The 23173-nt window shown below is 63.2% G+C and carries 21 protein-coding genes; 12 read left to right on the top strand and 9 right to left on the bottom strand.

All coding sequences use genetic code 11. The features are described from left to right. Positions 1–125 precede the first annotated feature (125 nt). On the bottom strand, positions 126–740 hold the full coding sequence (locus AAFO92_RS19035; RefSeq protein ID WP_347537870.1) for an ABC transporter substrate-binding protein: 615 nt from the start codon (positions 738–740) through the stop codon (positions 126–128). After that, positions 721–1527: a VacJ family lipoprotein gene (locus tag AAFO92_RS19030; RefSeq protein WP_347537869.1), complete on the bottom strand. Its 807-nt coding sequence runs from the start codon at positions 1525–1527 to the stop codon at positions 721–723. The genes AAFO92_RS19035 and AAFO92_RS19030 overlap by 20 nt, the downstream gene beginning before the upstream one ends. Positions 1528–1700: 173 nt before the next feature. Here AAFO92_RS19030 and AAFO92_RS19025 point away from each other — a divergent pair, with 173 nt between their 5' ends. The 6 genes from AAFO92_RS19025 to AAFO92_RS19000 all read left to right on the top strand — a co-directional run bounded on the left by AAFO92_RS19025 (position 1701) and on the right by AAFO92_RS19000 (position 7785). Next, entirely contained in the window at positions 1701–3434 is a 1734-nt protein-coding gene (locus tag AAFO92_RS19025; RefSeq protein ID WP_347537867.1) for a type I secretion system permease/ATPase, read from the top strand. Continuing rightward, the gene (locus AAFO92_RS19020) at positions 3431–4738 is read left to right on the top strand and encodes an HlyD family type I secretion periplasmic adaptor subunit (RefSeq protein WP_347537865.1); all 1308 of its coding nucleotides are present in this window, start codon (positions 3431–3433) and stop codon (positions 4736–4738) included. Before AAFO92_RS19025 ends, AAFO92_RS19020 begins: the two co-directional genes overlap by 4 nt. Before the next feature lie 294 nt (positions 4739–5032). Then, entirely contained in the window at positions 5033–5494 is a 462-nt protein-coding gene (locus AAFO92_RS19015; RefSeq protein ID WP_347537863.1) for a RidA family protein, read from the top strand. Next, positions 5491–6258 (top strand): glycerophosphodiester phosphodiesterase family protein, encoded by a 768-nt coding sequence (locus tag AAFO92_RS19010; RefSeq protein WP_347537861.1) that lies wholly within the window; start codon positions 5491–5493, stop codon positions 6256–6258. The genes AAFO92_RS19015 and AAFO92_RS19010 overlap by 4 nt, the downstream gene beginning before the upstream one ends. 46 nt (positions 6259–6304) lie before the next feature. Further along, positions 6305–7492: a GNAT family N-acetyltransferase gene (locus AAFO92_RS19005; protein ID WP_347537859.1), complete on the top strand. Its 1188-nt coding sequence runs from the start codon at positions 6305–6307 to the stop codon at positions 7490–7492. After that, positions 7489–7785, top strand: a complete 297-nt coding sequence (locus tag AAFO92_RS19000; RefSeq protein ID WP_347537857.1) for a 4a-hydroxytetrahydrobiopterin dehydratase — start codon at positions 7489–7491, stop codon at positions 7783–7785. Before AAFO92_RS19005 ends, AAFO92_RS19000 begins: the two co-directional genes overlap by 4 nt. Before the next feature lie 92 nt (positions 7786–7877). Here the strand turns inward: AAFO92_RS19000 and AAFO92_RS18995 are convergent, their stop codons facing one another. The 5 genes from AAFO92_RS18995 to AAFO92_RS18975 all read right to left on the bottom strand — a co-directional run bounded on the left by AAFO92_RS18995 (position 7878) and on the right by AAFO92_RS18975 (position 12952). Then, positions 7878–8684, bottom strand: coding sequence for a crotonase/enoyl-CoA hydratase family protein (locus tag AAFO92_RS18995; RefSeq protein WP_347537855.1), 807 nt, complete (start codon positions 8682–8684; stop codon positions 7878–7880). A gap of 356 nt (positions 8685–9040) precedes the next feature. Then, positions 9041–10186, bottom strand: a complete 1146-nt coding sequence (locus tag AAFO92_RS18990; RefSeq protein ID WP_347537853.1) for a saccharopine dehydrogenase family protein — start codon at positions 10184–10186, stop codon at positions 9041–9043. A gap of 14 nt (positions 10187–10200) precedes the next feature. Further along, positions 10201–10449, bottom strand: coding sequence for a SemiSWEET family transporter (locus AAFO92_RS18985; RefSeq protein WP_347537851.1), 249 nt, complete (start codon positions 10447–10449; stop codon positions 10201–10203). Beyond that, positions 10450–11505, bottom strand: coding sequence for a saccharopine dehydrogenase (locus tag AAFO92_RS18980; RefSeq protein WP_347537849.1), 1056 nt, complete (start codon positions 11503–11505; stop codon positions 10450–10452). It abuts the gene before it with no gap. Between the two features lie 199 nt (positions 11506–11704). Next, positions 11705–12952 carry an FAD-binding oxidoreductase gene (locus AAFO92_RS18975; protein ID WP_347537847.1) on the bottom strand — a complete coding sequence of 416 codons (1248 nt, stop codon included), beginning with the start codon at positions 12950–12952 and terminating at the stop codon, positions 11705–11707. A 213-nt stretch (positions 12953–13165) separates the two neighbouring features. Between AAFO92_RS18975 and AAFO92_RS18970 the strand changes: the two genes are divergently transcribed. The 5 genes from AAFO92_RS18970 (at position 13166) to AAFO92_RS18950 (ending at position 18563) form a co-directional block, all read left to right on the top strand. Next, on the top strand, positions 13166–13423 hold the full coding sequence (locus AAFO92_RS18970) for a DUF6522 family protein (protein WP_347537845.1): 258 nt from the start codon (positions 13166–13168) through the stop codon (positions 13421–13423). 165 nt (positions 13424–13588) lie between these two features. Beyond that, positions 13589–14539 carry an ABC transporter substrate-binding protein gene (locus AAFO92_RS18965; protein WP_347537843.1) on the top strand — a complete coding sequence of 317 codons (951 nt, stop codon included), beginning with the start codon at positions 13589–13591 and terminating at the stop codon, positions 14537–14539. 18 nt (positions 14540–14557) lie between these two features. Then, complete coding sequence (locus tag AAFO92_RS18960; protein ID WP_347537841.1) at positions 14558–15616, top strand: betaine/proline/choline family ABC transporter ATP-binding protein; 1059 nt, start codon at positions 14558–14560, stop codon at positions 15614–15616. Next, positions 15616–17682: an ABC transporter permease subunit gene (locus AAFO92_RS18955; protein WP_347538131.1), complete on the top strand. Its 2067-nt coding sequence runs from the start codon at positions 15616–15618 to the stop codon at positions 17680–17682. Before AAFO92_RS18960 ends, AAFO92_RS18955 begins: the two co-directional genes overlap by 1 nt. Continuing rightward, positions 17679–18563, top strand: a complete 885-nt coding sequence (locus tag AAFO92_RS18950) for a DMT family transporter (RefSeq protein WP_347537839.1) — start codon at positions 17679–17681, stop codon at positions 18561–18563. Before AAFO92_RS18955 ends, AAFO92_RS18950 begins: the two co-directional genes overlap by 4 nt. 84 nt (positions 18564–18647) lie before the next feature. Here the strand turns inward: AAFO92_RS18950 and AAFO92_RS18945 are convergent, their stop codons facing one another. After that, positions 18648–19535, bottom strand: coding sequence for a LysR family transcriptional regulator (locus AAFO92_RS18945; protein WP_347537837.1), 888 nt, complete (start codon positions 19533–19535; stop codon positions 18648–18650). 117 nt (positions 19536–19652) lie between these two features. Between AAFO92_RS18945 and AAFO92_RS18940 the strand changes: the two genes are divergently transcribed. Further along, positions 19653–20393: an SDR family oxidoreductase gene (locus AAFO92_RS18940; RefSeq protein WP_347537835.1), complete on the top strand. Its 741-nt coding sequence runs from the start codon at positions 19653–19655 to the stop codon at positions 20391–20393. Positions 20394–20589: 196 nt separating this feature from the next. Here the strand turns inward: AAFO92_RS18940 and AAFO92_RS18935 are convergent, their stop codons facing one another. Next, on the bottom strand, positions 20590–23163 hold the full coding sequence (locus AAFO92_RS18935) for a TIGR02302 family protein (RefSeq protein ID WP_347537833.1): 2574 nt from the start codon (positions 23161–23163) through the stop codon (positions 20590–20592). Between the last annotated feature and the right edge of the window lie 10 nt (positions 23164–23173).

Raw genomic sequence — 23173 nt, 5'->3', positions numbered from 1 at the left:
GGCGCGCGTGGTACGGCGACAAGCGGATCAGGCAGGCAATACCGATCATCGATCACTTTCGAATTTCCCGACCCCGAAGCACAGGCCGCCCTCCGCAGGCAGGAATCCGAACCGGACGCTCTGGCTTACCCGGCGGTTTTCAGATCCGCGATCAGGGCGTCAATATCACCCTTGCGGCGATCCAGCATGGCACCGATTTCGGTGCGCTCGCTCAAACGCAGGCTGACCCCCTCGATGATCAGATCGAAGAACAGGTCCTTGCCGGAGCGGTCCGAGACCAGGAACCGAACGTCGAACGGGGACGAGCCGCGCAGTTGCACGGTGGAAATGACCTCGTGCCAGGATTTGACCTTGCGCACCTTGTGGACTTCGATCCTGCCGCCGATGAACTCGCGAAACCGCTTGCCGTATTTGCGCGCCACATAACCGCGGAAGGCGGTCGTATAGGCGCGCAGCTGGCTGCTGCTGGCGCGGCGCGAATCCGGCCCGAGCGTCGATTGCGCGATCACGTTCACATCGGCGTAGCGGGTAAAGATGCGCTCGAAATCCGCAATCATCGCAGATTGCGATTTGCCCGAGGCGATAACCTTGTTGATGTCATCCACCACCCGATCCACCAGCGCGCGGGCCCGCGCATCCGTAAGCGCAAAGGCATCCCCCGGCAGCCCGGCAAATGCGGCGGCGGCAATTCCGGTTGCGATAAGATGGCGGCGGTTCAGTTCATTGGTCGTCGGTAACATTGGCAGGATCCTCACTCGGTACTCCGTAGAGCTCGTCATAGGGGTCCCGATAATTATCGCTGCGGCCCCCGTCCAGCTTGAAGCGGCGATTCTGCAGATAAAGTGATCGCGTCGCCGCGTAGCTGTCTTCGCTCTCATATAATACGGAATCGATGGTATCGGAATAGCGGGCCCTATCACTTAGGCGCGAGGCCAGGGATGCGCCGGTACCATAGTATTTTTCCGGGTCGGGCAGCACGTAGGTCAGCGGGTTGGTGAAGACGTCCACCACCTTGCCTGCCAGGTGCCGGTCGGTGCCCGGGCCGAGAATCGGTACCTCGCCGTAATTCCCTTCTTGGACGCCCCATACATACAGGGTCTGGCCGAAATCCGCGTCGGTGGGTGCGGGCATGCTCAATTCACTGGCCGGATCGAAAAAACCACCCAGGCCAACGGTGCTGTTGACGGCAAACCGGGCGGTGTCCTGAATGGCACCGCGCATGTTGCCCTGCAGCACGCTGTTCACCACGGCACTGGGAATCGACAGGTTGAAGGCAAAGCGCCCGATCGCGGTTTCGATGTCATCCGGGATAGCGGCGCTGTAGCCTTTGCCCGCAGGGCGGATCAGCGCACGGTCAAGGCCGCGGTTGAACTTGTGTACCTTGCGGTTGAATTTCTCATACGGGTCAGGTGTCTGACCGCGCGACACGACCTGCTCTGGATGGGCGCAGGCCATCAGGATGCCAAGCCCGGCAAGAGACGCCGCCGGGCGTGCCATGCGGCAGAGAGTTTTGATGAACGGCAGCAATTTCTTATCCGGTCCTAAATCTATTGAGGCGTTATTTAGCCTATCACACTACAAAGCCCAGCATAGGTACGGAAATCCGCACCTCGTTGTGGCAGAATGGTGACATTTCCTGTAAGGCAGGCAAAACCGACGCACGAACACTCGCGGCGGACAAAGAGCGGAACACGGAATAAATGGACAAGAGAATACTCGAGGCGGGCCGGGAAGAGCTGCGCGCAGCCCGCAAGGAAAGCCGGAGTTTGTACTGGTTTGTCGGGATTTTTGGCTTTTTCGCCAATCTTCTGATGCTTACCGGACCGCTTTACATGCTTCAGGTTTATGACCGGGTACTTGGCAGCCGGTCGGTCGAAACGCTGATCGCCCTGTCGGTTCTGGTTGTCTTTCTCTACGGGATGATGGGCCTGCTGGATTACGCGCGCGGGCGAATCATGGGCCGGGTTGCGGCGCGGTTCCAGGCGCGGCTGGACCGTCGGGTATTCGACGCCGTGATTCGCAAGTCCGCCGTGGCGCCCGATGCCAGCACCGCTACCGGATTGCGTGATCTGGAGGCGATCCAGCGCCTGTTGAGCTCGCCGGTGCTGACGGCGATGTTCGACATCCCGTGGACACCGTTTTTCCTTGCGGGGATCTGGATTTTCCACCCCTGGCTCGGTTCGCTGGCGCTGGCCGGCGGCGGTATCCTGATCGCGGTCACCCTGATCAATCAGGCGATCACCAAACGTCCGCTGGCCAAGGCCAACTCAGCGTCTGTCGAGGCCGAGGCGATCTCGACCCAGATCCGGTCCGAGGCCGAGATGGTACAGGCGATGGGGATGCGCGAGGCCGCGTTCGATCGCTGGCAGGTGGCCCGGGAAAAGGCCCTGCAGGAGCAGATCCATTCCGCCGACCTTGGGGGCACGTTCACCACCGGTACCAAGACTTTTCGCCTGTTTCTGCAATCGGCCATGCTGGGCCTTGGGGCGTATCTGGTCCTGCAGAACGAATTGACGCCGGGCGCGATGATTGCGGGGTCGATCCTGCTGGGCCGTGCGCTGGCCCCGATCGAGCAATCCATCGGCCAATGGGCGGTCGTGCAGCGGGCGGTGAAAGGCTGGGAAAACCTGGCGGGGTTGCTGGGGCAGGTGCCGCCGGAACAGGCGCGCACACCCCTGCCCAAGCCGCGCGCGCTGCTGGAAGTGCAACAGGCCTCTGTCGTGCCGCCGGGCGAACGTCAGCCCGCGCTGAAGGGCGTCACCTTCACGGTGAAGCCGGGGCAGGCCGTCGGCGTGATCGGGGCATCGGGCGCGGGCAAGTCCACGCTGGCGCGGGCCCTGACCGGTACCTGGCGTTGCGCGGGCGGCAAGATCCGGTTGGATGGCGCCGCGCTGGAACAATACGCGCCCGAGGTGCTTGGCCAGCATATCGGTTATCTGCCGCAGCGTGTGCAGCTGTTTGACGGGACGATCGCCGAGAATATCGCCAAGCTGTCGCAATCGCCCGATGCCGAGCAGGTGGTGATCGCCGCAAAGAAGGCAGATGCGCACGAGATGATCCTGAAGCTGCCCAACGGGTACGATACCCGGGTCAGCTCGTCGGGCGGAAAGCTTTCGGGTGGGCAAATGCAGCGGATCGGCCTTGCCCGCGCCATGTATGGCGACCCGGTTGTGCTGGTGCTGGACGAGCCGAACTCGAACCTCGATAACGAGGGCAGCGAGGCCGTCAATACCGCCATTCGCGGGATGAAGGCACAGGGCAAGGCGATCCTGATCATGGCCCACCGGCCCGCGGCGATCAAGGAATGCGACATGCTATTGATGCTGGAGTTGGGAACGCTCCGGGCCTATGGCCCCAAGGACAAGGTGTTGAAGGACGTGGTCAAGAATCACTCGGAAATAGCCCAATCCGCCGGGCCGGGAGGTGTGCAATGAGCTCGGGCGACACTTCAAGCTGGTCGACGCGCGGCCCGATGATGATCGGCCTCGTGAGTTTGCTGGTGCTGGTCGGCGGCTTCGGCACCTGGGCGGTGGCCACCAATATCTCGGGCGCGATCATTGCCGGGGGGCGGATCGAGGTGGATCAGAACCGCCAGGTCGTCCAGCATCCGGATGGCGGCGTCGTGGCCGAGCTTCTGGTGGATGAAGGTGTCGAGGTTCAGGCCGGCGAGGTGCTGATCCGGCTGGACGATACGCAGCTGAAATCACAGCTGGCGATCAATGAAAGCCAGCTTTACGAATTGATGGCGCGCCGCGGGCGCCTTGAGGCCGAGCGCGATGAGCGTGACACCATCACCTTTGATCCGCTGGTGCTGGAGGCGGCGAAGACCAACCCCGATGTCCCTGACCTGATAGCCGGTCAGCGGCGGCTGATGGCGGCGCGGGCGGAATCGACCGTGACCGAGATCGCCCAACTGGAAAAACGCCGCGGACAGATTGCCAACCAGATCGAGGGGATCGAGGCGCAGCAGGTGGCGCTGACCAAGCAGCTGGAGCTGATCTCGCAGGAACTGACCGACCAGCAGCGCCTGCTGGATCAGGGGCTGGCCCAGGCTGCGCGTGTCCTGAGCCTGCAGCGCGAAGAGGCGCGGCTGAGCGGAACGATGGGCGATCTCGAGGCGCAGAAGGCCCAGGCCGGCGGGCGGATCACCGAGATCGACATCGAAATCCTCAAGCTGGGAACCGGCCGCCGCGAAGAGGCGATTACCCGCCTGCGCGACCTGCAATACCGCGAACTGGAACTGCGCGAGCAGCGTCTGGCGCTGATCGAACAGCTGGACCGGCTGGACATCACCGCGCCGGTTTCGGGGGTGGTCTATGACCTGCAGGTATTTGCCCTGCGCTCGGTTATCCGCCCGGCCGATCCGGTGCTGTATATCGTGCCGCAGGACCGGCCGCTCATCATCAATGCCCGGATCGAACCAATCCATATCGACAAGCTGAGTATCGGCCAGGAGGTGAACCTGCGGTTTTCCGCGCTGGATCAGCGCACCACCCCGGAACTGAAAGGCCGGGTCGTACAGATCTCGGCCGATGCGTTCCAGGACGAACGTCAGCAGTTGTCCTTCTACCGCGCCGAGATCGCGCTGAGCGAAGGTGAGCAGGACCGATTGCCCGAGGATGCCGTGCTGATCCCCGGCATGCCGGTCGAAGCCTTCATCCGCACCGAGGATCGCACGCCGCTGGCCTATCTGACCAAACCGCTGACCGATTATTTCAACCGGGCCTTCCGCGAGTGACCGCCTAGATCTTTCTGCTGTCACTCGGACCGCTGATGCCAAGGCCGTTTTCTTCGAAGAAAACGGCGCGGAAAATTGTAATTTTCCGGTACGGAATTTTCAAAAATTCCGTCGCCTTCAACCTTGGCGTCTTCCGCAAGACGAACGCAGGTTTCTTGGTGTCGATGAGCAGGTGCCCGGCCCACACAAGAACGTGTCCGCCCCCGATGGGCGGCAAATCATTTTTGGATTTAACTCGTCCAGCCGAACCGTTAGCGTCGCGCCGAAACTGAACGACGCATGGAGGAATGCAACATGGGAAGATTCGAAAGCAAGCTGGCCGAGATGGGCGTGACCCTGCCCGAGGCCCCCGCGCCGGCGGCGAATTATGTGCCCTATGTGCAGGCGGGAGACATCGTCTATGTCTCAGGCCAGATTTCCAAGGGTGAAGACGGGCTGATCACCGGCAAGCTTGGCGATGACATGGACACCGCCGCCGGTGCCGCGGCGGCCAAGGTCTGTGCGATCAACCTTCTGGCGCAGGTCAAGGCGGCCTGCGGCGGCGATCTGGACCGCCTGGTGCGGGTGGTCAAACTGGGCGGGTTCGTCAATTCGACCCCCGATTTCACCGAACAGCCGCAGGTCATCAACGGCGCTTCGGATTTCATTGGCGAGGCACTGGGCGATGCGGGAAAACACGCCCGCGCGGCGGTGTCCTCGCCATCGCTGCCCTTTGGTGTGGCGGTTGAAATCGAAGGTGTGTTCCAGATCAGATGACGGGTCTTTCCGCCGATTTCCGGCGCCTGCCAATCGCCCATCGTGCGCTGCATGACCAGGCCAATGGGCGGCCCGAGAACTCCTGCGCGGCAATCCGGGCGGCGATCGCTGCAGGCTACGGGATCGAGATTGACTTGCAGCTGAGCCGAGATGGCGTTGCAATGGTCTTTCATGACTACGATCTGGCGCGTCTGACCGGTGGCAAGGGCCCGATCCGGCAGCGCGATGCGGCGGAGTTGTCGCAACTCATCCTGGCCGGCAGCAACGAAGGCATCCCCACCTTGTCCAGGGTGCTGCACCTGGTCGCCGGACAGGTGCCCCTGCTGATCGAACTCAAGGACCAGCACGGGCGGATGGGCGTGACCGATGGCCGGCTGGAGCGCGCGGTGGCGCGGGATCTGGAAGGGTATCGGGGGCCCGTCGCGCTCATGTCGTTCAACCCCAACTCGGTTGTCGAACTGGCGGTGCTGGCCCCGAAACTTCCACGCGGGCTGGTGACAGAACATTATCCCCAGGAAGACTGGCCATTGCTGACCCCTGAAATACGAGCGCATCTGCGTGCCATTCCCGATTATGAGCGCGCGGGGGCATGTTTCGTCAGCCATTCGATCAGGGATCTGGACAATCCGCGCCTGGCCGAACTGAAAGCGCAGGGCGCGGATGTGCTCTGTTGGACGGTCCGGTCGCCCGCGCAGGAGCGCCAGGCGCGTCTGGTCGCCGACAATATCACCTTCGAGAACTATTTGGCCGACATCCCGTCTTGACCCTTGCCCGGGCCGGCACAGATTGGGGAGGGACAAGGCACAAGACATGAACGAGACGCAGATCATCATCACCCTGCATGACAGTCTGGCGCGGATCGACGCGGCCGACTGGGATGCCTGCGCCTGTCCCGAAACGGCGAATGGGGCACGGCCGCAGGACCCGTTCACCACCCACCGCTTTCTCAAGGCGCTGGAAGACAGCGGTTCTGTCGGTCCAGGCAGCGGCTGGCAGCCGCAATACCTGACCGCCGAGCTGGATGGGCAGATCATCGCCTGCGCGCCGCTCTTTGCGAAGTCGCACAGCCAGGGGGAGTATATTTTCGATCACAACTGGGCCCATGCCTATGAACGCGCCGGCGGCCGCTACTATCCGAAACTGCAGATGGCTGTGCCCTTTACCCCGGTTACCGGGCGCCGGTTTTTGACCCGCCCCGGATTCGAGCAAACCGGACGGTCGGCGCTGATCCAGGGGGCGGTACAGATCTGTGACCGCAACGACCTGTCCTCGTTGCACGTGACCTTCTGCACCGAGGCCGAGGCCGAAGCGGGCGAACAGATGGGCCTGATGGCCCGTGCCAGCCAGCAATTTCATTGGGTCAATGCAGGATATGCGGATTTCGCCGGGTTCCTGGCCTCGCTCAGCTCGCGAAAACGCAAGAACATCCGCAAGGAACGGCGGCAGGCCAATGATTTCGGCGGTGAAATCATCGAACTGACCGGAAATGACATTCGCCGGGAACATTGGGACTCGATCTGGCGTTTCTATCAGGATACCGGGGCGCGCAAATGGGGTACACCCTACCTGACCCGTGCGTTTTTCGACCGGGCGCATGAAACCTTGCGCAACGATGTCCTGCTGGTGCTGGCGATGCGGGACGGAAACGCCGTGGCCGGGGCGATGAACATGATCGGGGCGTCGGCACTCTATGGCCGCTACTGGGGCTGCGTCGAGGATCACCCCTGCCTGCATTTCGAGCTATGCTATTATCGCGCCATTGACTATGCCATCCGTCACGGATTGAATCGGGTCGAGGCCGGGGCGCAGGGCGAACACAAGCTGGCGCGCGGCTATCTACCGGTGCCGACCCATTCGTTGCACTGGGTGCGGGATGCGGGATTCGCCGATGCGATCGCGCAGTATCTGAAAGCGGAAAGACAGGCGGTGGCACAGGACATCGATATCCTGACTGCCTATGGACCGTTTCGCAAGACTGAGATGGAGGATCACGAATGACCGAACGCCTGAGCGACACCGCCCGCAAGACCACGCTCCAGCCGCTGTTAGAGACCGGCTGGGCCCTGGACGAAAGCCGCGATGCGATTTTCAAGGAGTTCCGGTTCAAGGATTTCGTCGAGGCAATGGGTTTCATGACGCGCGCTGCCCTCTGGGCAGAGAAGTGGAACCACCACCCGGAATGGTTCAATGTCTACAACCGCGTGATCGTGACCCTGACCACCCATGATGTGGACGGGCTGAGCACGCAGGACGTGAAACTGGCCCGCAAGATGGACACGCTGGCGGGCTGATACCCGAAACCCATGCTCCTCTGACCGACAAACTGCGTTTCGAGTCCGTTCTCCGAGATCGCCTTCATGGAGGCAGTGCACAGCCCGCGGGCTTAAATATCCTCGAAATCGCCGTGCCGGCCGGCGCCGCCTGCGAAACGCCCTGCGCCGCGGATGCCATCCCTGCGTAGCGTGTCGACCGCATTGGCCCATTCCAGCCTGAGTGCGTTGCGCACGCTCATGCCGCAGCCCTCGATCGCGCTACGGCGATCCGCCAGCATGGTCGATTGCGGAAATTTAGCGATTTCGTGTGCCAGCGCTTCGGCTTTCGTCCGGGTTTCGCCATCAGCGACAACATATTCGCACAGGCCGATACGATGACATTCCTGCGCATCGACCTTGCGGCCGGTCAGGATCAGGTCCAATGCCTTGCCCTGACCCACCAGGCGCGGCAGGCGCACGGTGCCGCCGTCGATCAACGGCACCCCCCAGCGGCGGCAATAGACGCCCATATAGGCGTTTTCACCCATGACGCGCATATCGCATAACAGCGCCAACTCCATTCCGCCGGCAACCGCCGGCCCCTCGATCGCGCCAATTACCGGTTTGGTGAACTCCATCCGCGATGGCCCCATCGGCGCACGGGGCGGAGTATTCGCACCCAGCGGAAACGCCATCCGGTCGACGATCTCAGTCTGAAATTCCGCATCTGTCATTCGGGACACGTATTTCAGATCCCACCCCGCGCAGAAGGCGCCGCCCTCGCCATAAAACACGCCGACACGGGCATCGCCTGCCTCGAATTCGGCAAATGCTGCTGCAAGCGCCGCCGCGCTTTCAGGGGTCACGGCGTTTCGGGCTTTGGGGCGGCTGTGAATGATCGTCCAGACGTGTCCGGTCTTTTCGATGCGAACGGTCATGGTTTTTCCTTTTCAATGCCGTTGAGGGCCGGGCAACCCGGCTCGGGCTCATATCCTGCGATTTCACGCTTCAGCGAGTTGTCTGCCACCAGGTGGGTTGGAGCAGCGGCATGGGTCTGCGCGCGGCGGGGCCGGTTGGTTCCCGGGTCAGCTTATGCCGTGTGCCGGCAATGCGGCAAGCGGCGCTACCGGGTTTTCACCCTGCGCAGCGGCACCTTGAATGCCGTGTGATGTCCGATTGGGGTGACACCCGCCGCCACCGGCAGGTGTCAGGCCCCCGATGCTTTCGGCGGCGGTGCAAATTTCGGCGTCGCGACCTCGGGGCTGATTACCGGCAACAGGCGCGACCCGGCGTCCTAACTGCCAAGGTGATCCACCACCTGCAGATGCTGGGCCAGGGTGTCGATCTCGCCCAGGAACCGGTCGACCAGCTTCGGCTCGGACGGCGCCGGGGTGACGCCTGCGGGGATCTCGCGGTTCATCACCGCCTCGACCGCCAGCGCCACCGGGACCGACACCAACCGCGCCATCGCCGTGCCGCGCGCGTCGCCCCAGGCATCCATCACGTAGGTCTTGTGCCAGACCGGGTTGCCCGCGCGTTCGGCCTTGAGCGCCACGCAGAGCACGACACGGTCGGGTTCGTTCTCGTCATAGGCGTTTTCCGCCCAGAACTGATCGGACATTTCCTTGAGCCGGGCATCGCCTTCGGGGCCCGCAAGTGTTTCGATCTCTTCGAACACGTCCTTCCACGCCTCGGACCAGCCGTTCAGGCGCAGAGTGCCGCGAACGAATTCCTTGACCCGCCAATGCGGTTCAAACCGGTAATCCTCCATGAAGGGCAGGCTGTCGCGGTTGGGATAAACCTCAAAGCTTTCGGGGGTGGGCAGCGGCGCCGTGTAGCTGCTGATCGCGTCCCAGGGCCGTGCCACATTCAGCTCGACATAGTTGCGGATCGACCGGGATGGCGAGCGCAGCGCCTTGAGAACCCCAAGTGGCGACCAACTGAACTTGTAGCGGAACGGGTTGGGGTGCTTGGGGATGCCGCCGCAATAGGAAATGAAGGACAGATCGTTTTCCGCGTCATAGGCTTCTGACGCGAGGTAATCCGCCACCAGGTGATGTGCCATCAGGTGGTCGATGCCCGGATCGAGCCCGACCTCGTTGACGCAGGAGACACCGCGCAACAGCGCCTTCGCGTGCAACGCGCGCATCTCGGGCGCGATGTAGGAGGAGCTGACGAAATGCGCGCCCTTGTTGATGCACATCCCGGCCAGCGGCACATGCCAGTCACCGGGCAGCATCGACACCACGATATCACCCTCCTGCACCTCTGCTGCCAGCGCGTCCGCATCAAAGATCATGATCCGTTTCGTCAGATCACCCACCGCGGCCTCGGCCTTGTCGAGCGTGCGGTTCCAGACCGTCACCTCGTGCCCCGCCTGGATCAACCGCCTGAGCCCCGGGATGGCCGAAAGGCCGGTGCCGCACCAGTGAATTGTCATCGTCTCGTTCCCCGTCACTTGAATCTCAGCTTGGCCGCCACGATGATCAGCATCGCCGTGGTGGCGCAGATATTGGCCAGGATCAGCGGCCAGTCGGTTATCAGTATCCCATAGAGCAGCCAGAGGGAAACCGTCGTCAGAAACATCAAGTTCGAGGGCAGCGACAAGCCCGAGGTGTCCCGCGTGGCCCAGGCCTTCCACGCCTGGGGGATCCAGCAGATCGTGCCAAGGGCGGCTGCCAGATATCCGATGTAGATCGCCATCTAGAGGTCTTTCATGTGATTGTCGAACGTGGCCCTGGCCCGGCCCCAGACACCAGCGTTCAGATCGCCCAGTTGCAGAAGATGGGGCAGAAGCTGCGCGGCGAAATCTTCGGAGGATTCGACGGGCAGGAGCGACGGCAGGTTGTCGATGGCCATGACATCCAGCGGCGGCGCGTCATGGACCCTCAGCACCGGCGCGGTCCAGCTGGTGGCGCGGTCATAGACCGGCACGGGATTGTAATCGCTGTCCGGGTCGCAGGCGACGTCGCCGATGACCGTCAGCTGCCGGGGCGCGGTCAGCACGTCCCGCGGCACGAATACCGGTGTGCCCGGGCGAGCAAAGATACAGTTGATGAACAGGTCATGCGCCAGAATCTCCGGGAATGGGCCGCCATGGGCGGTCTCTGCCATGTCCCAGCGGGTCGGCGCGATGCCCATCGCCGTGCACAGGTCCGAGGCCCCCGTTCCCACCCGCCCAAGCGCGCCGATGACAATGGCCGTGGGGCGCGATTTGCCGGTGCCATCCAGATCGCGCGCCAGATCGGCAAGCAGCGCGTCCTTGCCGGCATAGGTCGAAACCGGCCCGCATATCCGGCCCTTCTGCTGCGCGGCCCAGCATTTCAGCGACACCGCCGCCCCGGCATACCCGGCCCAATAACCGAAGGCGGCCACGCGGCGGCCGTCCTCGTCCACCAGGTATTCCAGATCATACAGTGTCCCGCCCCCGGCCCGGAACCGTTCCAGCAACGCGCGGCCCGAATGCTGACCCTTGAAGGCGTGACCAAAGAGGATATGCCGGTGCGGCAGCGGGGTGCCATCCTCGGGCAGTTCCTTGACGCCGAAGATAATGGCATCGCCGGCCGCGCCGGGCCAGCTGTTCTCGGCCGCGATGGTACAGCCCGCATCCCGGTACCCGTCAACAGGGATCGCCCGGACATGGCTTTCCTCGACGGTCACACGAATGCCCTGCGCAATCAGCTTCGCGGCGCCATGTGGCGTGAGCGCCACGCGTTCCTCGTTCGGGCGCTGTTCGGCGCGGACCCAGAGATGTGTCATGTGGTGATTCCCGTTTTCGGCCACCTTGTCGGGAAATGATCCGACAGTCGAGCCGTGCGGTTGAGGAATTACCTGCGGCGCTCAAATTACGACGTGCAACGGCAGTGGCGGATGGCCAATATGGCGGGCCCTGGATCAGACCGGTGGCGGGGGCAGCAACAAGCGGCGCGGCGGACTGACGCTTTGCGGTACCGCTTCGTCAGCGGCTGAACCGGTTTGCGTCATAGGGTGTCATGTCCATGTTCGGGCGGCGGCCCGAGATCATGTCGGCCACCAGTCGGCCGGTCTTCGCTCCTGCGGTCAGGCCGATATGCTGATGCCCAAAGGCCGCGTATACGCCGGTTTTGCCAATCTCGCCCACCAGCGGCAGGCTGTCCGGGGTCGACGGGCGAAAGCCAAGCCATTCGTCGGCGCTGTCATAGGTGAGATCGGGGAAAGTCTGCGCGATATAGTGCCGGATCAGCGCCAGCGGTTTGCGCGAGGGACCGTTGACGGTGCTGCCAAGTTCCACCGTCCCGGCACATCGCAAACCGCCATTCATGGGCGTGACACCAAATTTCCCTGTCGTGACCATCAGCGGGTTGTTGGGCATCTGCGAAGGGTTCCTGAGATGCAGGTGATAGCCGCGCTCAGCCTCGATCTGCACCTTCAGCCCCAGTTTCCGCATCAGCGGCTTTGACCAGATCCCCGCCGCCAGCACCGCGTGATCGCAGGGCAGGCGGCCCTGATCGGTCTCGACGCCGGTTATGCGACCATCCGTCAGGCTCAGATCCCGGACCTCGGCCTGCCGGAATGTGCCGCCCTCTTCGGTCAGCACCTGCGCGAGCGCCTTGAGATAACCGCCGGGATTGAGAATGTGACCGTGGTCCTTGCTGACGGCGAGACATCGGATCTGAGGCCCGAGGATCGGTTCGGCCTCCTGTACGGCGGGGCCTTCAATCAGCGCGGGCGCCATGCCGGCGGCGCGGCGGAAATTCCAGCCGTAGCGGTCCGCCTCGAAACCGGCGCGGCTTTCATAGGCAAAGCCGACATCGCTGAGCGCGATGAAATCGGCGGCGCTGGTGCCTCGGGTCAGGGCCTGATGCTGCGCAAGGCTGTCAGTGACAATGGGGATCAGCCCCTCGATCATCCTGCGCGCATCGGCCTCGTTGGCATTTGACACGAAGCGCAGCAGCCAGGGCATCAATCTGGGCGCGTGGCGCCACTGCAGGAACAGCGGCGATTTCGGATCCAGCAGGTATTTCAGCCCGGTTTTCATCAGCCCCGGGGTGTTGATCGGCACGATCGCCCATTGCGCCAGCAGCCCGGCATTGCCGAATGACGCCCCGGCACCGGGTCCGTCCTTGTCCAGAAGTGTTACCTCATGGCCCGCGCGGCGCAGCCAGATCGCGGTTGCGACACCGTTGATCCCGGCACCGATGACAATGATTTTCTGCGGGTCTGACATGGAGGTTCCTCAATGGGGTAGGGCCGGGCTGCCGCCACCTAAACTCAGGCCGCGCGCCCGTGCAAGCCAAGCCTGCCACGCGCCCAGGCGTCGCGGCTGGCGTTTGGCCATTTACACCCGCGGCCACGTCCTCTTTGATAGGGGCATGGTCCTGTCCGCGAATCCCAGAAAATCCGACCGTGACTGCCGGTGGCTGGTGACGGGGTGCCCGTCATGAAGCTGGAGGTCACCGATGGCGGTGTCACCGTCGATGCCCGTGACCTGGCGCCGCTGATCGGATGCCGACCTGCCGATGTGCCGGGCCTGATGCGCGAGGGCAAGATCACCAGCGTTTTCGAGCGGGGCGAAGGTGCGGATGCAGGCCGGTTTCGCGTAAGCTTTCGCTTTGGCGCCACCAAGGTGCGCTTTACCTGCGCAGAGGACGGCACGGTGTTGTCGCAAATCCGCACAACGGTGCCTGACGCCGGGTAATTCGCGCCGGGGCGCAGGATCGTCAGGCCAGCACATATTTGATCTTCGACCTGGCTTTTGCCAGAGTGAACCGCGGGGGCGCGGATAATCACCAATATCTGTTGCGCTTTCTACGCCAAGGTTATATTGACTCACCAGTCAATAAAAAGTCAGGGAGAGACTGCGATGAAATCAACAACACTAGGCATGGCACTTGCCTGTGCCGCCGGTATCGCCAGCGCCGCCGAAATGGGGGCCGTGGACGAGCCGATCAAACTGGCGGTCAACGAATGGACCGGCCAGCATGTCAGCACGCATATCGCCGGCGAAATGCTCAAGGCGGCGGGCTACAACGTGGAATATGTCACCGCCGGCTACATGAACATGTACCAGGCCATGGCCGATGGCGAGATCCACGGTGCAATGGAAATCTGGTCGTCGAACGTGTCGGATGAATATGCCAAGCAGGTCGAGGCCGGCGGCGTGACCGAACTGGGCGATCTGGGGCTGGATGCCAAGGAAGGCATTGCCTATCCCGCCCATGTGGCCGAGATGTGCCCGGGCCTGCCCGCCTGGGAAGCGCTGAAGGACTGCGCCCAGAACTTCGCCACCGCCGAGACGCTGCCGCAGGGCCGCCTGGTCGACTACCCCGCCGATTGGGGCACGCCGGGTGCCGACCGGATGACCGGGCTGGACCTGCCGTTCAAGGCCGTGCCTGCCGGTTCGGAGGGCGCATTGATTGCCGAGCTGCGCGCATCAACCGACAAGAAGTCGCCGCTGCTGATCACCTTCTGGCAGCCGCATTGGGCGATGTCGGCCTATGACGTCAAGTTCGTCGACCTGCCGGTGGGCGAGGCCGCATGTTTCGAAGATCCCGCCTGGGGCCCGAACCCGAACGCGGTCAACGACTGTGATTTCGCCCCGTCGCGCATCTTCAAGGCCTCCTGGTCCGGCCTGGCCGACAAATGGCCCGCCGCTGCCGAAATCCTCACCAACTACCAGCTGTCGGTCGAAGACCAGCAACCGCTGATGGGCAAGGTCGATGTTGACGGCATGTCGGTCGAAGACGCCGTTGCCGAGTGGATGGCTGCCAACGAGGACACGTGGAAACCTGTCGTCGACGCGGCCATCAACTAAGCGACGCGGGCGCCGAGAATGACCGACCAGACAGGCTCGACCGAGCCCGCCATCAGCTGCCGGAATGTCTGGCAGGTCTTTGGCCCCAACGCGAAACAGAAACTGGCCGATGCGTTGGCCAGCACGGGCGGCGACAGCGATGCCGCCGCCCGACTATTGCGCGATCAGGGTCTGATCCCCGCCGTGCAGGATGCGACATTCGATGTGCATCCCGGAGAATTGTTCGTGATCATGGGCCTTTCCGGCTCGGGCAAATCGACGATCGTGCGCTGTATCTCACAATTGCTGCATGCCACCGGGGGCGAAATCCTGATCGAGGGGGAAAACCTCGTCGATGCTTCCAAGGCGCGGCTGATCGAGCTCAGACGCCGCAAACTGGGCATGGTGTTCCAGCATTTCGGCCTGTTCCCGCATATGACCGTGACCGAAAATGTGGCCTTCCCGCTGAAAATGCAGGGGCAAGGCAAGGCCGAACGCATCAAGCGCGCGCTGGAGGTCATCGAGCTTGTCGGCCTCAAGGGCCGCGAAGACAGTTTCCCGCGCGAGATGTCGGGCGGGCAGCGTCAGCGCGTGGGCATCGCGCGCTCTCTGGCGGTAAATCCAGACATCTGGTTCCTGGACGAGCCGTTTTCCGCGCTTGATCCGCTCATTCGCCGCCAATTGCAGGACGAGTTCATCAACATTCAGGCGACGCTGAAGAAATCCATCGTGTTCATCACCCATGACATTGCCGAGGCGTTGAAGATTGCCGACCGGATCGCGATCATGCGCGATGGCAAGATCGTGCAGATCGGCACCCCGACCGAGATTGTGCTGAAGCCAGCCGATGACTACGTGGCCGAATTCTCCAAGGACGTGGTCAAGGGGCGGCATGCACGGGTGGCGTCGGTCATGCAGCCGGTTCAGGGCGATGCGCCCAAGGGTCCGGGATTGCGCCAGAACATGACGCTCGAGGCCGCGCTGGCGTCCTGCATTTCGCATTATGATCCGGTGCCCGTTCTGGGCGAGGACGGCCATTGTGTCGGGATCGTGGATCCGGCCGATCTGGCGGCTGCGCTGCAGGCCGAAGAGACATGATGGCCGAAAGTGGTCTTGCCGACGGCCGTGGCGGCATCGCCCTCGGCACCGGCGCGATGGCGGCGCTGATTGCGCTGCTGACCGGCGCGGTCTGTATCGCGCTGACCCCGGTGGCGCCCTGGCTGGTCAAATTTCCCGATGCCTGGACGCTGCCCGCGGCAGAATGGATCGGCGTCTCGCTCACCTGGTTCCTGGACCTGATCAAACCGGCGATGCGGCTGGTCTCAGCTGCGCTGGGTTATCCAATGGACTGGGCCAACATGCTTTTTACCGGCATGCCGTGGCCGTTGCTGATTGCCCTCGTCACGGCGATCGGCTGGTATATCGGCGGGGTGCCGATGGCCGCGCTGGGATTGTTCGGCCTGGGTTTCGTGCTGGCGACGGGCTATTGGCTGGAAGGCATGGCAACGCTGGCGCTGGTGGCCGTGTCGGTTCCGCTGGCGTTGGTCATGGGGGGCGCGATTGGCCTGCTGGCGAACGAGTTTCCGCGGTTCAAGAGCGCCATCCAGACGGTTCTGGACGTCATGCAAACGGTGCCGACCTTCGCCTATCTGACACCGCTTCTGTTCCTGTTCGGTTTCGGCCCTGTCGTGGGGCTGATCGCCAGCGCGATCTATGCCGCCCCGCCGATGGCGCGCAACATCATCCTCGGGCTGGAGCGGGTTGAAAGCGATATCAAGGAGGCCGCCGTGATGTCCGGCGGCACCCGCCTGCAACAGCTTTTCCTGATCGAGCTGCCTTCGGCCAAGACCCAGATCATGGTGGGGGTCAACCAGTGCCTGATGGCGGCGCTCAGCATGGTGATCATCGCCGCCGTGATCGGCGGGTTCAAGGATATCGGCTGGGAGGTGCTGTTGACCATGCGCAAGGCCTATTTCGGGCCCAGCCTGATGGCCGGTATGGTGATCGTGATCTTCGCGATGATCATCGACCGCTACAGCAGCAAGCTGGCCTCGGACCGGGTGCGGTACAGCCTGCGTGTGGCGGTCGTGATTGCCATGGTGGGGGTGATCGTCGCGGTCGCAACCTGGCAATCGCTGCCCAGCCCGTCGCAGATCAGGCTGCTCGACCCGGTGTCGAACTGGCTGGACGCCAGCCTGACCGCGTTTCTCAAGGATAATGGCGCGGGGCTGGACGGGCTTAAGAACGGCGCGATGTTCTACGGCCTCCTGCCGCTCAAGATCGGGCTGGATGGCGCGGTGCTGCCCTTTACCTGGGGCTTTGCCTGGACCAAGGGCATGAGCCTAGCACTCTATGCTGCTGCCGCCGCTGCCGGGTTGGTGTTGGCGCTGCGTGGCCGCGTGACATGGGGGATCACGCTGGTGATCCTGGTGGGCATGATCGAGACCGGTATCGCAGAGCTGCCCTGGCCCTTTGTGCTGATCGGCGCCGGCGCGATCGGATGGGTTTCGGGGGGGCGGAAGCTGGCGACTTTTGCGGTGGTAATGCTGTCGCTGATCCTGTTCAGCGGGCTGTGGGAGCGCGCACTCCTGTCGCTCTATATGTCAGGTGCGGCGGTGCTGACCTGTGCCGTCGTCGGTGGCGCCATCGGGCTGCTGTGCGCGATCAGCCCCCTGGCATGGCGCCTGGTGCTGCCGATCTGCGATATGCTGCAGACCATCCCGCTCTTTGTCTTTTTGATCCCGGTGCTGATGTTCTTCCAGATCGGAGAATTCTCGGCCTTCCTGGCGATCTGCCTTTACGCCATCGTGCCGATGATCCGCTACACCCGCCACGGGCTTATCAATACGCCCGAGGAAATGATCGAGGCCGCGGTATCGTCGGGCGCGACCGGGTGGCAGACGATGGTCGAGGTGCGCGCACCCTACGCCGCACCCACCATCCTGCTGGGGCTGAACCAGACCATTCTCTACGCTTTCGCAATGCTGGTGATTGCCGCGCTCATCGGCACCACCGGGTTGGGCCAGTCGATCTATGGCGCACTGGCGCAGGCGGATGTGGGCCTTGGCATCGCCTCCGGTGCGGCGATGGCGATCCTGGCGCTGGTGGCGGATCGCCTGGTGCAGGGCTTTGCCGAGGAGCGCAGACAGGCGCTCGGCCTATGACACCGATCGTCGACCGGCCGACGACGCCGGCCTTTTTCGCATTCCTGGCTGCCGCGCTCTGGGGGATCTGGTGGATTCCGATCCGGTATCTGGAAACGCTGGGGATGGACGGCGCCTGGGGCAGCGTGGCGATGAATGCCGGGGCGGCCCTGTTCGTTCTTGCATGGATGGCGCTGCGTCGGATCCGGCTTCGTGCCGGAGTGACCGCCGCCATGGGGGCGGCGCTGGTGGGCGTGGCGGTATCGACATATTCGGTGGCGATCACCATGGCGGATGTGGTGCGTGTGATCCTGCTTTTCTACCTGGCGCCGGGATGGAGCAAGATCATCGAATGGGCCTTTATGGGGCGCGGCTGGCACTGGACCTCAAGCGTGACCATCGCAGCGTCGCTGCTGGGCGCCTGGCTGGTTCTGGGCGGTGAACTCAGCCTGTCCGGGCTTGGGCTGGGCGATGTGCTGGCGGTACTGTCCGGCATGTCCTGGGCAGGGGGCGCGGCGCTGATTTTCACCGGGGGGCGGTCCAATGCCACGGGGTTGTCTCTGCTCACCTGCCTGTCGGCCACCCTCATCGGTACCGGTTTTGTCATTCTGGGTCAGGGAACGGTTTTCTCTGGCAACGCGACCGCCGCCGGGGCTGGTATCGGCGCGCTTGCCGGCGTGATCTACGTGCTGCCGATCATGGTGCTGACACTCTGGAGCGCGCAGCGCCTCCCGCCTGCCACGATCTCTTTCCTGCTTACGGCGGAAATCCTGTCCGGCGTGATTTCCGGGGCGCTGCTGCTGGATGAGCCTTTCGGCGTGATGCAGGCTGGCGGCGCGGTGCTAATCCTCATTGCCGCCACCGCCGAGGTGATGAAGGGGCTGGATAACGGTGTCGGCTAGGCAGAGCTTGCTGCCGGTCGACGTGGATGACCATGTCTTCAGGCCGCAATCAAGACAATCGCTGATGCCCTGCCTCGGGTGGCTCTAGTCGTTTGCAAATGCCTCTACTGTCCAGTCAATGAACACACGGACCCGCTGCGAGATGTATCGGTCGCGCGGATAGAAGATTGAAACAGGTGACGGGGGCGGTGGTGTGTCTTTGAGCAATTCTACCAGTCTGCCAGCCTTGATATCTGCAGCGGCGGCATAGCGCGGTCTTTGGATGATACCGAAGCCAAGACAAGCACATTTGCCCAAGGTATCTGCGCCGCTGACCGTCACCGGAGCCGGGAGGGTGATTGTCCGAAGGGTGCCGTTCTCAACAAATTCCAGAGGCATGATCGCCCCATTCGCAGAAGAGCGGAAGCCGATCATCATGTGGTTTTCCAGCGCATCAATCTCATTCGGGATGCCGTGGCGTTCCAAATAGGCCGGGGCAGCGCAGGTCACCTCTTCCAGTTCGGTCAGCTTGCGCCCGGTCATGTCACTGTCGACGGGGTCACCAACGCGCACCGCGCAGTCGACGCCCTCGCGGACCAAATCGACCAGCCTGTCACCCTCTCCGATATGGATCTCGATATCGGGGTAACGGTTCAGAAAATCTGGCAACTTGGGCAACAGGAAATGCCGGGCCAACACCCCGTGCACATCTATGCGCAGCTTGCCTTTTGGTGTGGCGCCCGCAAAGGCGCTTTCGGCGTCGTCAATTTCGGAGAGAATGGATACGCAGCGCTGATAGTAGGCTTCACCGTCCAAGGTCGGGCGCACAACCCGTGTTGTCCGATGCAGCAGGCTGACGCCCAGCCGGGCCTCAAGCGCCTTTATCGCGTCCGTCACCGTGGATCGTGGCAAACCCAGGCCGCTTGCAACCTTGGTAAAGCTTCGCGTTTCCACGATCCGCGTGAAGACGTTCATGGCGTCGATACGATCCATCATATTATCCGGAAAATTAGAATTGTGATGACGGATTGTATCACATTAACCGAACAAAAAACATCCTTATCTTGCGGTCGTGGCTGACGTGAAGTTGGTCTATCGCAGGAGAATGACATGAGTGATGTATTGACCAAAACCGCCTTGGTGACCGGGTCTTCACGCGGAATTGGCGCTGCAATCGCCGAGCGGTTGGCGGCAGATGGGTTCAACGTGGTCGTCAATCATCAAGGCAGCGATGATGCTGCGCGCAAGGTTGTCGACAAGATCGTGGCCGCAGGTGGCAAGGCCATTGTCGCGCGGGCCGATGTCTCTGACCCTGCGGCTGTCAGTCAGATGTTCGATGCCGCCGTGACAGCCTTTGGGGGCGTAGACGTCCTTGTCAACAATGCGGGCATAATGCAACTGGCGCCCATAGCCGATAGCGATGACACACTTTTTGACAGTCAGATCGCGATCAATTTGAAGGGCAGTTTCAACACCATGCGCGAAGCTGCCAATCACCTGCGTGACGGTGGTGCCATCGTCAACCTCTCGACCAGCGTGGTTGGCCTGAAACTGGAAACCTACGGCGTCTACGCTGCGAGCAAGGCCGCCGTTGAAACAATGACGTGCATTATGGCCAAAGAGCTTCGCGGGCGGTCGATCACCGTCAACGCCGTCGCCCCCGGTCCGACGGCGACGCAGCTTTTTCTTGATGGCAAGCCGCAGGAGGTGTTGGACCGCATGTCCAGGATGGCACCATTGGAACGGCTTGGAACACCAGAGGATATTGCCAATGTTGTCGCGTTCCTCGTTGGATCAGAGGGTGCCTGGGTCAATGGGCAGACCCTGCGTGCAAACGGTGGCGTGATCTGAACTGTCGTACCTGCAGAAAAAGAAGTGCACGGGGGGCAGACCCTCAAACAAGCGGGCTGTGGCCGGGGCGACCTCTGGCGCAAAGGTCGCATGAGTTCATCAACACTCCCAGAAGCCGTCAATGCTTTGCGTTCAACAAAGCGAGTGTTCATCTTGTCGTTGAATACGTGTGCCGGTCGCAACGCGCAGCGCGATCCTAGAAGCGATCCAGCAGGCGTTGCAGGTAGTTGCGCTCGATCTCGGGGCGGTCGGTTTCGCCCGAACGCCGGCGGATTTCATCCAGCAGCTTGCGGGCGCGGCCATAGACATCCGCGTCGGGCAGGCCCCGTTCACCCGGCCCCACTTGCGTACCCGCCCCCGGGCGGCCCAGTGGATCGGACCCGGAGTCACCCAGCTGGCTGAACGCTTCTCCCTGACCATTGGGGTTTTCCTGCTGGGCCAGCGCCTCGCCCATGTTTTTCATGCCGTCGCGCAGGGCGTCCATCGCCTCGGACTGGTTGTCCAGCGCACCGGCCAGATCCTGGTTGCGCAGCGCCTGCTCGGCCCCGCGCATCGCGTCGTCGGCCCGTTCAAGCGAGCGGCGCGCGTTTTCCCCAGCCTCGCCGCCCATGCCGGGCAGGTTGCCACGCTGACGCTCAAGCTCGCGGCGCAGCGCCTCCTGCCGGTCGGCCAGAGATCCCTCGCTGCCCGATTGCGGGGCGCCATTCCGGCCCTGCTGGGTGCCCATGCCCTCGCCCTCGCCATTTTGGCCCTCATGGCTCTGGCCGCGGCCCTGGCCGCCGCTGCGGCCCTCGTTGCCCTGCGATTCGCCGGCCTGTGCACCCGGATTGTACTGTTCCTGCAGATCCCGGAACGCCTGATCCGACAGGCCCTGTTGCTGGCGCAGCGTATCGGCCAGGCCTTCCATCGCCTCCTGGCCGGGAGAGTTGCCAGGGCCGCCCTCGGTCACCTGCATGTTCTCCATCATCTGCTGGAACTCTTCCAGCGCCTGCTGCGCCTCGGCATAGCGGCCCTGTTCCATCAGCTCCTGGATACGGTCCATCATGTCCTGAATGTCCTGCTGGGACATCTCGATCATGTCCTGCGGGGTCTGACCGCGTTGATCGGTATTGTTCTCGCGCTGCGCCTGCTGGGATTTCTGCCGCAGGTAATCCTGCGTCGCGTCGCGCAATTCCTGCATCAGCCGGGCGATCTCTTCCTCAGAGGCACCGTTCTTCATCGCCTCGTTCAGCCGTTCCTGCGCCGCCCGCATCCGGGCCAGCGCATCGCCGATATCACCATCCTCCAGCAACAGCGCCAGATCCCACATCGCTTGGGCAATCTCGTCGCGGGCTGTGTCATTCAGCTCGGCGGCGCCGATCTTCTTGTCCAGATCACTGATGATGACCCGCATTTTCAGATAGGCGCTGTCCTTGCGGAACAGACCCGGTTCGGGATCGTGTGACACCGCTTTGAGAATCTGCGAAACACGCGGTCCGTTGCCCCTGGACCACAGCAGGTCTCGGCGTTGTTCGATAATCGCCGCCGCCAGCGGATCAAAGAAGCGACGCGCCGGCAGGTTCATCTGGATCACCTCGCTGGCGCCTGTCTGACCCCTGGCATCGACCACCTGCATCTGCATCGTCACCGGCAGGTGCGCCCAGGGGTGTTCCGAGAGGTTTTCGATCAGCGTTTCGGAAAAGACCGCGCGGTTTCCGGCGATCGGCATCGGCAGGTCCAGCACGATGGGTTCGCGCGGCTCTGGGTCGATGCGCAGACCGTGGTCGCGCGCGACCAGCGGCAGGTTCAGCGTAAAGGTGGCGGTGCCGCTGACCACCCCGTGATCGTCGATCGCGCGGAAGGGCTGGCTCATCTGGCCGTCGTAATTCGTGCGGGCACCTTCGGGCATCAGCTCGACCCGGGGTGGCATGTCGGCGACCGCGGACACCTTCCAGCTTTGGCCGCCGGGGCCGTCGATTGCCAATTCGCCGTCGCGGGTGATCTCGAAACTCTGGCGGGGGTCGGTCGCCGCGCCAATATCATCGGTACGCCCTGATACGGTCTCGGCCACCGAGAGCGCGCCGACTTCGCCATAGAGGCGGATGGTGATGCGGCTGCCCTCGGGCGCGGTGATATGGGTGTTTATGTCATTCAGGTAGAGGCTGGGCAGGCCGGTATAGCCGGGCGGCTCCACCCAGCCTTCCCAGGCGGGGCCGGCGGCCAGCGCGGCGTTGGCGCCCGGCGCCAGTTGACCCACGCCGCCAACCCGCCAGATCGAACCGAAGAGCAGCGCCACCACCAGCCCGAGCAGCGCCACATAGCGCAGCCCAAACGGATCGCGCCGCGAGAGTTTCAGGTCGGGCTCGACCGCCCTGGCCTCGGCGGCGCGCGCCGCCATGCGCTGCTGATGGGCCCGCCACAACGACTGGGAGGCCGGATCATCGGCGCCGACAGCCTGCGTGTCACCCAGGGCGGCCAGCGGCCGGCCGGGCATGGCCGCGTCCAGGCGCGCCATGGCGTCGGCACGGCGGGGCCAGCTGAACTGCCGGAAACCGGTTGTCGCGGCCGCAATCACCCCGACCAGCGCCAGAATGGCCGCACCCCACAGCACTTCAAAGGAAAAAACCTCGTGCAGGCCCAGCATCAACGCCCCTGCCAGTGCTGCCACAAGCGTCCATAGCGGCCAAAAGGCACGAACCACACGTTCGGCGATCAGCCCCGCCCATGTCAGGGTCAGGGGCCTGCGAAGCCGGCGCAGGACCGGCGTCAGAGCGTTCTTCTGGCGTGCCATCTACCGTACC

The organism is Roseovarius sp. CAU 1744, assembly GCF_039839345.1.
Taxonomy (GTDB): Bacteria; Pseudomonadota; Alphaproteobacteria; order Rhodobacterales; family Rhodobacteraceae; genus Roseovarius.
This window is presented reverse-complemented; position numbering and strand designations above follow the sequence as displayed.

Excerpts from the sequence above, each read along its gene's own strand:
- AAFO92_RS18980 (WP_347537849.1), bottom strand. The coding sequence starts at position 11,505 with ATGACACATCTCTGGGTCCGCGCCGAACAGCGCCCGAACGAGGAACGC.
- AAFO92_RS19025 (WP_347537867.1), top strand. The coding sequence starts at position 1,701 with ATGGACAAGAGAATACTCGAGGCGGGCCGGGAAGAGCTGCGCGCAGCC.
- AAFO92_RS19005 (WP_347537859.1), top strand. The coding sequence starts at position 6,305 with ATGAACGAGACGCAGATCATCATCACCCTGCATGACAGTCTGGCGCGG.
- AAFO92_RS18940 (WP_347537835.1), top strand. The coding sequence starts at position 19,653 with ATGAGTGATGTATTGACCAAAACCGCCTTGGTGACCGGGTCTTCACGC.
- AAFO92_RS19015 (WP_347537863.1), top strand. The coding sequence starts at position 5,033 with ATGGGAAGATTCGAAAGCAAGCTGGCCGAGATGGGCGTGACCCTGCCC.
- AAFO92_RS18985 (WP_347537851.1), bottom strand. The coding sequence starts at position 10,449 with ATGGCGATCTACATCGGATATCTGGCAGCCGCCCTTGGCACGATCTGC.
- AAFO92_RS18960 (WP_347537841.1), top strand. The coding sequence starts at position 14,558 with ATGACCGACCAGACAGGCTCGACCGAGCCCGCCATCAGCTGCCGGAAT.
- AAFO92_RS18955 (WP_347538131.1), top strand. The coding sequence starts at position 15,616 with ATGGCCGAAAGTGGTCTTGCCGACGGCCGTGGCGGCATCGCCCTCGGC.
- AAFO92_RS18935 (WP_347537833.1), bottom strand. The coding sequence starts at position 23,163 with ATGGCACGCCAGAAGAACGCTCTGACGCCGGTCCTGCGCCGGCTTCGC.
- AAFO92_RS18990 (WP_347537853.1), bottom strand. The coding sequence starts at position 10,186 with ATGACAATTCACTGGTGCGGCACCGGCCTTTCGGCCATCCCGGGGCTC.
- AAFO92_RS18950 (WP_347537839.1), top strand. The coding sequence starts at position 17,679 with ATGACACCGATCGTCGACCGGCCGACGACGCCGGCCTTTTTCGCATTC.
- AAFO92_RS19000 (WP_347537857.1), top strand. The coding sequence starts at position 7,489 with ATGACCGAACGCCTGAGCGACACCGCCCGCAAGACCACGCTCCAGCCG.
- AAFO92_RS18945 (WP_347537837.1), bottom strand. The coding sequence starts at position 19,535 with ATGGATCGTATCGACGCCATGAACGTCTTCACGCGGATCGTGGAAACG.
- AAFO92_RS19035 (WP_347537870.1), bottom strand. The coding sequence starts at position 740 with ATGTTACCGACGACCAATGAACTGAACCGCCGCCATCTTATCGCAACC.
- AAFO92_RS18965 (WP_347537843.1), top strand. The coding sequence starts at position 13,589 with ATGAAATCAACAACACTAGGCATGGCACTTGCCTGTGCCGCCGGTATC.
- AAFO92_RS18970 (WP_347537845.1), top strand. The coding sequence starts at position 13,166 with ATGAAGCTGGAGGTCACCGATGGCGGTGTCACCGTCGATGCCCGTGAC.
- AAFO92_RS19020 (WP_347537865.1), top strand. The coding sequence starts at position 3,431 with ATGAGCTCGGGCGACACTTCAAGCTGGTCGACGCGCGGCCCGATGATG.
- AAFO92_RS18975 (WP_347537847.1), bottom strand. The coding sequence starts at position 12,952 with ATGTCAGACCCGCAGAAAATCATTGTCATCGGTGCCGGGATCAACGGT.
- AAFO92_RS18995 (WP_347537855.1), bottom strand. The coding sequence starts at position 8,684 with ATGACCGTTCGCATCGAAAAGACCGGACACGTCTGGACGATCATTCAC.
- AAFO92_RS19010 (WP_347537861.1), top strand. The coding sequence starts at position 5,491 with ATGACGGGTCTTTCCGCCGATTTCCGGCGCCTGCCAATCGCCCATCGT.